Here is a 12,574-nt window from a genome sequence, read left to right on the forward strand (position 1 = left end):
CGGCCGTGCCGGGTTTGTGTCCGCGCCCCCCCCCCCGGGCCCCCGCGGGCGCCGCCGCGGGGGGCCCCCCCCCCCCCCCGCCCCGGGCCCCCCCGCCGGGCCGGCGGGTGGTGCTCAACCCGTGGCTGTCCTGCGGGCCGCGCGGCATCGAATCGCCTTGTCCCGCATGCGAAGCCGGTGACTACAGCCTGTGCTGGAGTTTCACCGACGGCGACATCAAGCCCGGCATCCACACCGGGGTCTCGGCCGACGTGACCGGCGGCTACGCCGAGCTGATGCCCGCCCACGACAGCATGCTGTTCGCCGTGCCGGAATCGATTCCCGACGAGATGGCGGTGTTCGCCGACCCGTTCTCGGTGTCGCTGCACGCGATCACCCGCCATCCGCCGCCGCGCTCCGGCGCCGTACTGGTGTACGGGGCCGGCTCGCTCGGGTTGTGTGCGGTCGCGATCCTGCGGGCGCTGTATCCCGACGTTGCCGTCGCGGTGGTGGCGCGCTTCACTGCGCAGGCCGAGCTGGCGCGCCGCTTGGGTGCCGCGAAAATCCTTGCGCACGAACCGCGCCTTGCCGTCATCGAGGAACTGGTCAAGTGGGGCGGCGGCCGGCTGCGCCAGCCGCTGCAGGGACTGCCGATGGCTCACCCCGGCACGGTCGACGTCGTCTACGACACCGTCGGCAAGCCCGAGACCTTCGAAGTCGGCGTCCGGGTCCTGCGGTCGCGAGGGACGTTGGTAAAGGCCGGTGTTCATGCGCCCGGACGCTGGGAGGACAGCCCGCTCTACTTCAAGGAGGCCTCGTTCGTCGGCTCGAACGCCTTCGGCATCGAAGAGGTGGAGGGGCAGCGCAAGCACGCCATCGCCCATTACCTCGACCTGGCGTCCGCGGGCCGAATTGATCTGCGCCCCATGCTCACCCACACGTTCGGCTTGGGGCAGTGGCGCGAGGCCTTTCTGGCGATCGCCAACCAGGGCGAGAGCGGTGCGGTGAAAGTCGGCATCGACCAGCGTCAGGTGTTGGCGCGCAGATAGCCGTATACGCCGGCGAAGTTGCGGTTGACGTCCTCGGGAATGGGCACCGGACCACCGAGTGCTCTTGCACCCCAGACGATTTGGGCGGTCCGCTCGACCAGGGCGGTGATGTGCAGAACCTTGTCGGGCCGCGGTCCCACCGCCACCAGGCCGTGGTTGGCGATCAGCGCGGCGCCGCGGCCCTCGAGCGCCTTGACTGCATTGGTGCCGACGTCGGGCGTGCCCGATGCGGCATAGTCGGCGCACCGGACGTCGCCGCCGCAGTACACCGCGAACTCGTCGATGCACGCCGGGATCGATTCGTGGGCGATGGCGAACATGGTCGCCCACACCGGATGGCTGTGAATGACGCTGCCGATGTCGTCGAAGGCCCGATAGCAGGCCAGGTGCAGCTGCATTTCCGACGACGGCGACCGGCCCTCGGCCGCCTGCAGCACCGCGCCGTCCGCGTCGATGACCACCAGGTCGTCGAGCTGCATGTCGCGGTAGTCCACCGACGACGGGGTGACGACGACGTTGCCGTCGGCGCGCCGGGCCGAGATGTTTCCCGCCGTCCCCTCCACGAGGCCGCGACGCAGCATGTCCTTAGCGGCGTCCAGGACCGCGGTCTCCGGGTTGTCGACGTACTTCATGGCCCCAGCACCTCCGGGTTGACGATATGAACGGGCGCCTTGCCTGCCAGCAGCGCCTCGAGGTCGTCGGCCACCATCTGTGCCTGTCGGGCCTCGGTGTCGAAGGTGGCGCCCCCGATATGCGGGGTCAAAACCACGTTGGGCATCGCCACCAGCGGGTGATCCACCGGCAGCCATTCGCCGACGAAGTGGTCGAGCCCGGCGGCGCCCACCTTGCCCGCGGCCAGGGCGTCGACCAGGGCATCGGTGTCGTGCAGCTGGGCGCGCGCCGTGTTGAGGAAGACCACGCCGTCGCGCATGGCGGCGAACTCCCGCGCGCCGATCATCCCGGCGGTGTCCTCGGTGACCGGGGCGTGCAGCGAGACCACGTCGGCCTCGCTCAGCAGCTCGTCGAGGCTATGCCGGGCGTCGGGGTTGTAGGGGTCGTGCGCGATGACCCGCAGGCCCAGTCCGGACAACCGCCATTGCGTCGCCCGGCCGACGGCGCCGAGGCCCACCAGCCCGGCGGTTTGTCCTGCGACCTCGGCCGCCCGGAACCGCTGATACGGGATGCTGCCGTCGCGAAAAATGTTGCCGCTGCGTACATCCGCGTCCGCGGCCAGCACGTGACGCGTGGCGGCCAGCAGCAGGGCCACCGTCATCTCGGCGACGGCATCGGCGTTGCGGGCCGGGGTATTGAGCACCGGGATGCCGGCCGCGGTGGCGCCCGCGATGTCGACGTTGTTCGGGTCGCCGCGGGTGGACGCGATCACCCGCACGCCCTGCTCGAACACCGGGCCGCGCACCGAATCGCTTTCCACCACCACGATTTCGGCGGACTCGCCGCTGATCCGCTCGGCCAGCTGCTCGGGACTGTAGATGCGCAGCGGGGCTTTTTCGATCCAGGGGTCGTACACGACGTCGGTCAGCTCGCGCAGTTTGGCGAAGCCCGCCCCCCGCATGGGGGCCGTCACCAAGGCGCGCGGTTTGGACGTCACGAGTGCCAATGCTGGCGTACGGTGACGCCCGTGTCACGCAAAGACGTCACAATCGGTATCGACGTCGGCAGCACCGCGGTCAAGGCGATAGCCGCCGACGCCGACGGCAACGTGACGGGCCGCGTGCGCATCCCGCATGAGTTGCGGGTACCGGCACCCGACCGGCTGGAGCACGACGCCGAGGCGGCGTGGCGGCGTGGACCGTCGGCGGCGCTCAACGGACTGATCCATCAGCCCGGCATCGCGGCGGCGGCCGTCTCGGCGATGGTGCCGTCGATGACCGCGGTCGACGACAGCGGCTCGCCCGTCACGCCGGGACTTCTCTACGGGGACGGCCGCGGCCGCCCCCCCGGCGGCGACGCTCAGCCGCTGCCCGCGCTCGGCGAGGCCGGGGAGTTCCTGCGCTGGACGGCCGCCCACGCGCCGGGCGCCGCCGGCTATTGGCCCGCGCCGGCGGTGGCCAACCACGCGCTGTCGGGCCAGCCGGTGATCGACATCGCCACCGCCGCCACCGCGTTCCCCTTGTTCGACGGGACCGGCTGGAATCCCGAAGCCTGCGCCGAGCGCGGCGCGGCCGTCGAGCAGATGCCGCGGGTGGAGAGCATGGGAGCCGTCGTCGGACAGGTGCGCGGCACCGACGCCGCGTTGGCCACCGGCGCCATCGACGCGCTGTGCGAACAGATCGTCGCCGGCGCCGATCACGATGGCGACGTGCTGGTGATGTGCGGCACCACGCTGATTGTGTGGACCACCATCTCGGAGGCCCGGCAGATGCCCGGCCTGTGGACCATTCCGCACACCACGCCCGGCAAGAGCCAGATCGGCGGGGCCAGCAACGCGGGCGGGCTGTTCCTGGGCTGGGTGGATCGCGTTGTGGCAGCGGCAGATCCGACCGACGTCGAACCCGGGCGCATTCCCGTGTGGGCACCCTATCTGCGCGGTGAGCGGACCCCCTTTCACGATCGGGACCGCCGAGGCGTGCTCGAGGCCCTGGACCTGACCCACGACGCCGCCGCGCTGCGACGGGCCGCCTACGAGGCGTCCGGCTTCGTGGTCCGCACGCTCATCGAACTCGGCGGTGCGCCGGTGTCGCGCATCGTGGCCACCGGCGGCGGCACCCGAGTGGGGCCGTGGCTGCAGGCCATCGCCGACGCCACTGGGCGGCCGGTCGAGGTGTCCGGCGTGGCGGAAGGGGCCGCGCTGGGGGCGGCCTTCCTGGCGCGCATGGCGGTCGGCCTGGAGACGACCATCGCCGATGCCGCCCGGTGGGCGCGCATCGAGCGCACAGTCGAGCCCGACCCCGCCTGGGCGAGCGCGGTCGAGGATCGCTATCAGCGCTTCCAGGAGCTGGGAAGCCGAAGATGTAGCGCGGTGACACCACCGGCGTTCTAGGCTGGTGCAATGACCGACCAGGACCGCAAAGCCGCCCGCCGCGAAATCGCGGACGCACTGTTGAAAGCCCTTGAGCGACGGCACGAAATCGCCGACCTCGTCGTGGGATCGGAGAACAAGGCGGCCGCGGTGGAGGCGATCGTCCGCCTGCTCGACACCTCGCATGTCGCCGCCGAAGCGGTGATGGGCATGTCGTTCGATCAGCTCACCATCGACTCGCGCCGCAAGATCCTCGCCGAACTCGAAGACCTGAACAAGCAGCTGAGCTTCACGCTGGGCGAGCGACCGGCGAGCCTGGGCGAGACGCTGGAGCTGCGGCCCTTCTCCGCCGCGATCGACCGCGACATCTTCGCCGTCCGCACCGAGGACATCGGCTTTGCCGGTGACGGCTCCGGTGGACCCGCCGGCAACGTGGACGACGAGATCAGGGCCGCGCTCAGCCGCGTCGACGACGAAGAGGCCGCGTGGTTCGTGGCGATCGACTCCGGCGAGAAGGTCGGCATGGTGTTCGGCGAGCTGGTCCGCGGCGAGGTCGACGTCCGGATCTGGATTCACCCCGATCACCGCAAGCGGGGTTACGGCACCGCAGCGCTGCGCAAGTCGCGCTCGGAGATGGCGTGGTGTTTCCCCGCGGTGCCCATGGTCGTGCGCGCACCCGCCGCCAATCCCCGCTGAGCTTCAGCGCAGGGTGGCGGTGACGGCGACGATGTTGCGGAACTGCGCCATCGCCTCGTCGTCATGGAATTGCAGGCCGTAGTCGCCGAACAGTTCGCGGCGCGGACGGGCCGCCACCTCCCAGCCCTTGCCGGTCAGGTAGTCGACGACGTTGCTGCGCTCGCCGTCGAAGAACAGGCCCGACAGGTCGATGTCGCAGCCGATTTTGGCCCACCTGTCGTTGAACTCCTGGGCGCGCTGCGACATCGTCGTGCCCGTGGTGTCGGGGTGGTACTCGGTGGCCAGCTTGCTGCCGGCGGCGCTGAGCTCGGTGATGTTGTCGAAGAGCCGGTCCTGGGCCTCGGGCGGCAGGTACATCAGCAGACCCTCGGCGCTCCACGAGGTCGGCTGCGTCACGTCAAAACCGCTGGCGCGCAGCGCGGCCGGCCAGTCCTCGCGCAGGTCGATGCTGACCGTGCGCCGCTCGGCGGTCGGCGCGGCGGCCAGGCTGGACATGGTGGTGCTCTTGAACTCGATGACGGCGGGCTGGTCGACCTCGTAGACCACGCTGCCGGGCGGCCAGCTCAGCCGGTAGGCGCGGGCGTCGAGGCCGGCCGCCAGGATCACGGCCTGGCGGACCCCGTCGCGGGCGGCGTTGAGGAAGAAGTCGTCGAAGAAGCGGGTGCGCACGGCGATGGAGTCGGTCTCCAGCCCCAGATCCTGACCGCTGCCCTCGTAGCCGTCGGATTCGGCGACCTCGCCGTCGACCAGGCGCCGGAAGAAATCCAGACCGACGGCACGCACCAGCGGCGCGGCGAACGGGTCGTTGATGATCGGGTTGCCGGCCTCGCTGGCCAGTGCGCGGGCCGCGGCGACCATCGTGGCCGTGGCACCGACGCTTGAGGCCAAGTCCCAGCTGTCCTGGTCAGTGCGTGTCATGCTGCTCCCAAGTTATTTAGCAAATGCAACGAGTCAGGAGGAACTTTACGCCGCACGGCTTACGGCTTCCTGTGTTTTTTCGCGCGGTGCCGCGACGGCGCGAACACCCGGCCGACGGCGCCGCGCGGCGCGATCGAAGGGCCGACCCAAAGGCCCTGACCAGACCTGGGCGTACCAGCTGTTAGTCTCGTACACGGTTTGACGCGCTATAGATAAGTCGGCCGTACGTCCTGGCCTGCGGGTGTTGGGCGCGTGATGCAGGAAACCCCGGCTGCGCAGGAGGAAGAGTTGCTTTCCGCTTTCATCTCATCGCTGCGGACAGTCGACCTGAGACGGAAGATCCTCTTCACTCTTGGCATCGTCGTCTTGTATCGGGTCGGCGCCGCATTACCGTCCCCGGGCGTCAACTTCCCCAACGTCCAGCAGTGCATCAAAGAGGCCAGCGGCGGCGCGGCCGGACAGATCTATTCGCTGATCAACCTATTCTCCGGTGGTGCGCTGCTCAAACTCACCGTGTTCGCGGTGGGGGTGATGCCCTACATCACAGCCAGCATCATCGTGCAGCTACTGACGGTGGTCATCCCGCGGTTCGAGGAGCTGCGCAAGGAAGGCCAATCCGGCCAGGCCAAGATGACGCAGTACACGCGTTATCTGGCCATCGCGCTGGCCGTCCTGCAGGCCACCAGCATCGTGGCCCTGGCGGCCAACGGCGGGCTGCTGCAGGGCTGCTCGCTGGACATCATCGCCGACCAGAGCATCTTCACGCTGGTCGTCATCGTGCTGGTGATGACCAGCGGGGCGGCGCTGGTGATGTGGATGGGCGAGCTGATCACCGAACGCGGCATCGGCAACGGCATGTCCCTGCTGATCTTCGTTGGCATCGCGGCGCGCATCCCCGCCGAGGGCAAGCAGATTCTGGACAGCCGGGGCGGGATGATCTTCGGCGCGGTCCTGATCGCCGCGCTGGTCATCATCGTCGGCGTGGTGTTCGTCGAGCAGGGCCAGCGCCGGATCCCGGTCCAGTACGCCAAGCGCATGGTCGGCCGCCGCATGTACGGCGGAACGTCGACGTATCTGCCGCTCAAGGTCAACCAGGCCGGTGTTATCCCGGTGATCTTCGCGTCCTCGCTGATCTACATCCCGCACCTGATCACGCAGCTGATCCGCAGCGGCGCCGGAGGCGTGGGCAACAGCTGGTGGGACAAGTTCGTCGGCACCTACCTGTCCGACCCGAGCGATCCGGTGTACATCGCCATCTACTTCGGCCTCATCATCTTCTTCACGTACTTCTACGTCTCGATCACGTTCAACCCCGACGAGCGTGCCGACGAGATGAAGAAGTTCGGCGGCTTCATTCCCGGCATCCGGCCGGGCAAGCCGACGGCCGATTACCTGCGATTCGTGCTGAGTCGGATCACCCTGCCGGGTTCGATCTACCTCGGCGCAATCTCGGTGCTGCCCAACCTGTTCTTGCAGATTGGCAATAGCGGAGCGGTTCAGAATCTGCCGTTCGGCGGTACCGCGGTGTTGATCATGATTGGCGTGGGCTTGGATACGGTCAAGCAGATCGAGAGCCAGCTCATGCAGCGCAACTATGAAGGGTTCCTCAAGTGAGAGTCGTTTTGCTGGGCCCGCCGGGGGCGGGCAAGGGGACGCAGGCCCAGAAGCTCGCGGAGAAGCTGGGGATCCCGCAAATCTCCACCGGAGAGCTATTCCGTAGCAACATCGAGAACGGCACCAAGCTCGGCCTGGAGGCCAAGCGCTACCTCGACGCCGGCGACCTGGTGCCCTCCGAGTTGACCAACCAGCTCGTCGACGACCGGCTGAACGATTCGGACGCGGCCAACGGTTTCATCCTGGACGGGTACCCGCGCTCGATCGAGCAGGCCAAGGCGCTGCACGACATGCTGGGACGCCGGGGCACCGACATCGACGCCGTGCTGGAATTCCGGGTCTCCGAAGACGAGTTGCTGCAGCGGCTGAAGGGCCGCGGTCGCGCCGACGACACCGACGACGTCATCCTGAACCGGATGAAGATCTACCGTGCCGAGACCGCGCCGCTGCTGGATTACTACAGCGACGAACTCAAGACGGTCGACGCCATCGGCACCATGGACGAGGTGTTCGCCCGGGCGCTGCAGGCGCTGGGCAAGTAGGGATGAACCCGCTGGCGCGGCTGCGGGGTCGCAAGGTGGTGCCGCAGCGCAGTGCCGGCGAACTCGACGCGATGGCCGCGGCCGGCGCGGTGGTGGCGGCCGCATTGCAGGCGGTCCGCGCGGCCGCGGTTTCCGGGGTGTCGACGCTGAGCCTGGACGACATCGCAGAGTCGGTGATCAGGGACGCCGGCGCGGCGCCGTCGTTCCTGGGCTATCACGGCTACCCCGCGTCGATCTGCGCGTCGGTCAACGAGCGCGTGGTGCACGGGATTCCCTCGGCCGCCGAGATTTTGGCGCCCGGTGACCTGGTGTCGATCGATTGCGGGGCGGTGCTCGACGGCTGGCACGGCGACGCCGCGATCACCTTCGGAGTCGGGATGCTGGATGCGGCCGACGAAGCCTTATCGCAGGCCACCAGGGAATCGCTGGAGGCCGGAATCGCGGCCATGGTGCCCGGTAACCGGCTGACCGACGTATCGCACGCCATCGAGATGGGCACCCGCGACGCCGAGGCCCGCCATTCGCGGGCGTTCGGCATCGTCGAGGGCTACGGCGGCCACGGCATCGGCCGCCAGATGCACCTGGACCCGTTCCTGCCCAACGAGGGCTCTCCGGGACGCGGCCCATTGCTGGCCGCCGGGTCGGTCCTGGCCATCGAACCGATGCTGACGCTGGGAACGGGCAAGACCGTGGTGCTCGATGACCAGTGGACGGTCATCACCACCGACGGGTCACGGGCGGCGCACTGGGAGCACACCGTGGCGGTCACCGACGCGGGGCCACGCATCCTGACCTCGGCTTAGGGGCCGACTAGCCTTGAACTAAACGCCCACTCACCTCGTTTCCCGGGCAGGAGGTGATCGAGTGGCTCGTGTGGCTGGCACTGGAAGGGCGTCCGGGGCTGCCGAGGCCGCTCTGATGAAGGCGCTTTACGACGAACACGCCGCGGTTCTGTGGCGGTACGCGCTGCGGCTGACGGGGGACGCGAGCCAGTCCGAGGATGTGGTCCAGGAAACGCTGCTGCGGGCGTGGCAACACCCCGAGGTCATCGGCGACACCGAGCGCTCGGCGCGGGCGTGGTTGTTCACCGTGGCGCGCAACATGATCATCGACGACCGGCGCAGCGCGCGGTTTCGCAATGTCGTCGGCTCCACAGACGTCTCGGGTGCGCCCGAACAGTCCACGCCCGACGAGGTCAATGCGGCGCTGGACCGATTGCTGATAGCGGACGCGATGGCCCAGTTGTCCGCCGACCACCGAGCGGTGATCGAACGGTCCTACTACCGCGGTTGGACCACCACACAGACTGCTGCCGACCTCGGAATCGCAGAGGGAACAGTGAAGTCGCGACTACACTATGCTGTGCGGGCGTTGCGACTCACTCTGCAGGAACTTGGGGTTACCCGATGAGGGGCTCCGAATGCGCGAGGGGTGAGAGAGATGGATGAAATGAGGACGCCGGTGCGCGATATCGGCCCTCCCGAAGATCGTTACGCGATGTGGGATGCCGCATACGTGTTGGGCTCTTTGTCGGCCGCGCAACGGCGCGAATTCGAGACGCACATGGCGCACTGCCCGGCCTGTCGGTCCGCCGTCGCCGATCTCAGTGGTGTGCCGGCCCTGCTGTCACAGCTCGACCGTGACGAGGTGGCCGCGATCGAACAATCCGGTCCGGCCCCGGAGATGTCTGCGGAATTGCTGCCGTCGCTGCTGGCGACGGTTCGTTGGCGGCGGCGCCGCACCCGGGTAGTGACCTGGGTTGCGTCGGCGGCCGCGGCCGCGGTACTGGCCATCGCGGTGTTCGTCGGCCTGCACGGGTGGTCGGCAACTCCGTCCCAGCAGATGACCGCGTCGACGGAGCCGATGGCGCAGGTGGGCACCAGCCTGCTGACGTCGACGGTCGCCGTCAGCGGCCAGCACTGGGGGACATCCATCAACCTGCGCTGCGTCTGCCTGGCTCCGCTGACCGCGCACCATGACACGCTCGCGATGGTCGTGTTGGGGCGCGACGGCAGCCAGACCCGGCTGGCGACATGGGTGGCCGTGCCCGGCCACACGGCGACACCGGCGGGTGCCATCTCGACTCCGGTCGACCAGATCGCCGCCGTGCAGGTGGTTGCCGCCGACACCGGACAGGTTTTGTTGCAGCGATCGCTGTAAATCCCGCGCACTGAACCCCACGCCCTCGCGTGTCGTTACACCGGCATGCCAGGGACCCACCTCGCGGCCGGGCTTCGGGACAGCGTCGATGCCGTTGTCATCGGAGCCGGACCCGCGGGCCTGGCCGTCGCACGGCAACTCGATCACCGGCACGCCGTCAAAGCCCTCGTGCTGGACCGCGCGGCGGCGCCGGCAATCTCCTGGCGCACTCGTTATGACGACTTCCGCCTCAACACAACCGGGTTCTTGTCCCACCTACCGGGACAACGTATCCCGTTGAGTGCCGGCCGGTGGCCCACCAAGGAGGACATGGTCCGCTACTTCGATGGCTACGTCGTCCGGCAGAAGATTTCGCTCATGCTCGGCTGCGAAGTCCACTCGGTCGATCGTTGCGGGGGCGTGTGGCAGATCAACACATCATGTGGCGAAATCCGGAGCCGGACAATAGTTCTCGCCACAGGAAACTATGGCGTGCCGGCCGCCCCTCGCTGGCCCGGGCTTGATCGCTTTGAAGGCGAGATCGTTCACTCCGGGGAGTTCGCCAACGCGTGGCCGTACCGCGGCCGAGACGTCCTCGTCGTCGGGGCGGGCAACTCCGCCGCCGACATCACCGTGCAGCTGGCCAACGACGGCGCCCGCCGGATTTGGCTGGCGGTGCGCACACCGCCACACCTGGTGCGGCGGGCCATCGGCGGGTTCCCGTCGGACATCTTCCTCGAGCTGTCCGCAAGGGTCCCCGCCCGCATGGTCGATCCGCTGATCGCCCGCGCGACCCGCCTGATGTGGGGCGACCTGTCCCCGTATGGTTTTCAGCGGCCCACGGTCGGCCTCAAAGCGACTGTCGAGACCCGGGGTCGCATTCCCACGCTGGCCGACGGGCTGGTCGACGTGGTGCGAGCGCGGCGCGTCGAAGTCGTCGGCGCCGTCACGCGGCTGGAATCCCACGCCGTCATCCTCGCCGACGGCACATCGCTGACGCCCGAGGTGATCATCACCGCAACCGGGTTCGAGGCGAACCTGCACGGTTTGGTCGGCCACCTCGATGTCCTCGACCAGCACGGCAACCCGCGCGGCGGCTTCGCCTGCCATGTCGGCGAGGGACTCTTCGCGATCGGATACGGGATTCCGCCGAACGGCCCGCTGCGGGCGATCCGCCTGGCCGCCACCCCCCTGGCCGCGAAGGTCGCGGGCTACCTCAGACGGTCGCAGAACAGCGACCAACTGGCGACGGTTTAAGGAACGCGAATGTCTCTGCTCACCACCGAACGCACCTTCTTCCGCGGCGACGCGGGCTACGAAACGGCCCGCCTCGATACGGTCTGGAACGGCCTTGTGCCGGAACGATTTCCGGATGTGATCGTGCAGGCGCACGACTGCGATGACGTGGTCTCGGCGCTGCGTTATGCGCGGGCGAACGGGCATCGCGTCGGGGTACGTTCGGGCGGGCGCAGCTGGGTCGCCAACCACCTTCGCGACGGCGGCCTGCTGCTGGACGTCAGCCGCCTCGACCACTGCAGCGTCGATTCGGAACGGATGACCGCGGACGTGGGCCCGGGAAAGATCGCCAGCATCTTCGCGGCCGAACTCGACGGGCAAAACCTGTTCTTTCCCGCGGGCCATTGCGAGGGGATCTGCCTGGGTGGTTATCTGCTGCAAGGCGGCTACGGCTGGAACAGCAGGGCCCTCGGACCGGCGTGCGAGAGCGTGCTCGGGCTGGAGGTCATCACCGCGGACGGTGAGCGGATCTATTGCGATCCCGAGAACCATCCCGACTTGTATTGGGCTGCACGCGGTTCGGGTCCCGGTTTCTTCGGCGTGGTGACCTCGTTCAAGCTTCGGGTCTATCCGCGTCCGGCGGTTTGGGGCACCTGCCTGTACATGTACCCGATCGAACTCGCCGACGAGGTCTTCACGTGGGCGCGCTCGATCAGCGGCGAGCTCGACGACCGGGTCGAGCTGCAGATGCACACCGCCCGTAGCTTCCCGGGAGCCGGCCTCGACCGGCCGGGCATCACGATCGCCTCGCCCGTCTTCGCCGATTCAGACGATGACGCGGCCAAAGCCCTTGCCCCGCTGGGCAGTTGCCCGGTCGTCGACAAAGCGATCGTCAGCCTTCCCTACGCGCCGACGACCCTGACCAATTGGTACACGGCCGTGATGACCAGTTACCCGAAGGGCCACCGCTACATCGCGGATAGCATGTTCACCTCGGCTTCCGCCGAAGAACTACTGCCGGGCATCCGCCGGATCATCGAAACCATGCCGCCGCACCCGTCACACTTCATCTTCACGGGCTGGAAGACGTCGCCGAGCCGCACCGACATGGTGTACGGCCTCGAAGACGACATCTACCTGGCGCTGTACACCATTTGGCAGGACCCGGCGGACGACGAACGGTACGGCGACTGGGCCGCGTCCAACATGGCCGCGATGTCGCACCTGGCGACCGGTATCTCGCTGGCGGACGAGAACCTGTGCCGGCGCCCGGCGCGATTCATCACCGAACCGAACATGGCGCGGCTGGACCGGGTGCGCTCGGCCTACGACCCGGATGGCCGGTTCCACGGCTATTTGACACACATCTAAAAGTGCAGGTAATCCGCGGGGATCCCCTTTCGGAGTGAACTGAAGTTACC

12 protein-coding genes and 1 pseudogene are annotated in these 12,574 nt (G+C 68.3%); 10 read left to right on the forward strand and 3 right to left on the reverse strand.

Features of this window, described 5'->3' with window-relative positions:
- Nucleotides 1-98: 98 nt before the first annotated feature.
- Nucleotides 99-1,028, forward strand: a pseudogene (locus tag A5753_RS14770) (zinc-binding dehydrogenase); the annotation flags it as partial.
- Here A5753_RS14770 and A5753_RS14775 read toward each other — a convergent pair.
- Together A5753_RS14775 and A5753_RS14780 are read right to left on the reverse strand one after the other, a co-directional pair.
- Nucleotides 1,007-1,660, reverse strand: coding sequence for an L-fuculose-phosphate aldolase (locus A5753_RS14775; RefSeq protein ID WP_067129245.1), 654 nt, complete (start codon nucleotides 1,658-1,660; stop codon nucleotides 1,007-1,009). The pseudogene A5753_RS14770 and the gene A5753_RS14775 sit on opposite strands and share 22 nt — an antisense overlap.
- On the reverse strand, nucleotides 1,657-2,637 hold the full coding sequence (locus A5753_RS14780) for an NAD(P)-dependent oxidoreductase (protein WP_067129248.1): 981 nt from the start codon (nucleotides 2,635-2,637) through the stop codon (nucleotides 1,657-1,659). Before A5753_RS14780 ends, A5753_RS14775 begins: the two co-directional genes overlap by 4 nt.
- A 30-nt stretch (nucleotides 2,638-2,667) precedes the next feature.
- On the opposite strand from A5753_RS14780, the gene A5753_RS14785 reads away from it, so the two are divergent.
- Both A5753_RS14785 and A5753_RS14790 read left to right on the forward strand, forming a co-directional pair.
- Nucleotides 2,668-4,029, forward strand: coding sequence for an FGGY-family carbohydrate kinase (locus tag A5753_RS14785; protein WP_067129546.1), 1,362 nt, complete (start codon nucleotides 2,668-2,670; stop codon nucleotides 4,027-4,029).
- Nucleotides 4,030-4,038: 9 nt separating this feature from the next.
- Nucleotides 4,039-4,704, forward strand: coding sequence for a GNAT family N-acetyltransferase (locus tag A5753_RS14790; protein WP_067129251.1), 666 nt, complete (start codon nucleotides 4,039-4,041; stop codon nucleotides 4,702-4,704).
- 3 nt (nucleotides 4,705-4,707) lie between these two features.
- Here A5753_RS14790 and A5753_RS14795 read toward each other — a convergent pair whose 3' ends face one another.
- Nucleotides 4,708-5,622, reverse strand: coding sequence for a class I SAM-dependent methyltransferase (locus tag A5753_RS14795; RefSeq protein WP_067129254.1), 915 nt, complete (start codon nucleotides 5,620-5,622; stop codon nucleotides 4,708-4,710).
- 288 nt (nucleotides 5,623-5,910) lie between these two features.
- Here A5753_RS14795 and secY point away from each other — a divergent pair, with 288 nt between their 5' ends.
- The 7 genes from secY (at nucleotide 5,911) to A5753_RS14830 (ending at nucleotide 12,524) form a co-directional block, all read left to right on the forward strand.
- Nucleotides 5,911-7,236 carry a preprotein translocase subunit SecY gene (secY, locus tag A5753_RS14800; RefSeq protein ID WP_067129549.1) on the forward strand — a complete coding sequence of 442 codons (1,326 nt, stop codon included), beginning with the start codon at nucleotides 5,911-5,913 and terminating at the stop codon, nucleotides 7,234-7,236.
- The gene (locus A5753_RS14805) at nucleotides 7,233-7,778 is read left to right on the forward strand and encodes an adenylate kinase (RefSeq protein ID WP_067129257.1); all 546 of its coding nucleotides are present in this window, start codon (nucleotides 7,233-7,235) and stop codon (nucleotides 7,776-7,778) included. The genes secY and A5753_RS14805 overlap by 4 nt, the downstream gene beginning before the upstream one ends.
- A gap of 2 nt (nucleotides 7,779-7,780) precedes the next feature.
- Nucleotides 7,781-8,581 (forward strand): type I methionyl aminopeptidase, encoded by an 801-nt coding sequence (gene map, locus A5753_RS14810; protein ID WP_067129260.1) that lies wholly within the window; start codon nucleotides 7,781-7,783, stop codon nucleotides 8,579-8,581.
- 61 nt (nucleotides 8,582-8,642) lie between these two features.
- Entirely contained in the window at nucleotides 8,643-9,188 is a 546-nt protein-coding gene (locus A5753_RS14815) for a sigma-70 family RNA polymerase sigma factor (protein ID WP_082971329.1), read from the forward strand.
- Between the two features lie 39 nt (nucleotides 9,189-9,227).
- Nucleotides 9,228-9,938, forward strand: a complete 711-nt coding sequence (locus A5753_RS14820) for an anti-sigma factor (RefSeq protein WP_067129552.1) — start codon at nucleotides 9,228-9,230, stop codon at nucleotides 9,936-9,938.
- A 45-nt stretch (nucleotides 9,939-9,983) separates the two neighbouring features.
- Entirely contained in the window at nucleotides 9,984-11,174 is a 1,191-nt protein-coding gene (locus A5753_RS14825) for an NAD(P)/FAD-dependent oxidoreductase (RefSeq protein ID WP_067129266.1), read from the forward strand.
- Nucleotides 11,175-11,183: 9 nt separating this feature from the next.
- The gene (locus A5753_RS14830; protein ID WP_067129269.1) at nucleotides 11,184-12,524 is read left to right on the forward strand and encodes an FAD-binding oxidoreductase; all 1,341 of its coding nucleotides are present in this window, start codon (nucleotides 11,184-11,186) and stop codon (nucleotides 12,522-12,524) included.
- Nucleotides 12,525-12,574: the final 50 nt, after the last annotated feature.

Source organism: Mycobacterium sp. 852002-51971_SCH5477799-a, from assembly GCF_001667145.1.
In the GTDB taxonomy this organism is placed as follows: Bacteria; Actinomycetota; Actinomycetes; order Mycobacteriales; family Mycobacteriaceae; genus Mycobacterium.

Bases quoted from the DNA above. Each gene is read 5' to 3' on its own strand.
- A5753_RS14825 (WP_067129266.1), top strand. From the start codon at position 9,984: ATGCCAGGGACCCACCTCGCGGCCGGGCTTCGGGACAGCGTCGATGCC.
- A5753_RS14790 (WP_067129251.1), top strand. From the start codon at position 4,039: ATGACCGACCAGGACCGCAAAGCCGCCCGCCGCGAAATCGCGGACGCA.
- A5753_RS14830 (WP_067129269.1), top strand. From the start codon at position 11,184: ATGTCTCTGCTCACCACCGAACGCACCTTCTTCCGCGGCGACGCGGGC.
- A5753_RS14775 (WP_067129245.1), bottom strand. From the start codon at position 1,660: ATGAAGTACGTCGACAACCCGGAGACCGCGGTCCTGGACGCCGCTAAG.
- A5753_RS14795 (WP_067129254.1), bottom strand. From the start codon at position 5,622: ATGACACGCACTGACCAGGACAGCTGGGACTTGGCCTCAAGCGTCGGT.
- A5753_RS14820 (WP_067129552.1), top strand. From the start codon at position 9,228: ATGAGGACGCCGGTGCGCGATATCGGCCCTCCCGAAGATCGTTACGCG.
- map (WP_067129260.1), top strand. From the start codon at position 7,781: ATGAACCCGCTGGCGCGGCTGCGGGGTCGCAAGGTGGTGCCGCAGCGC.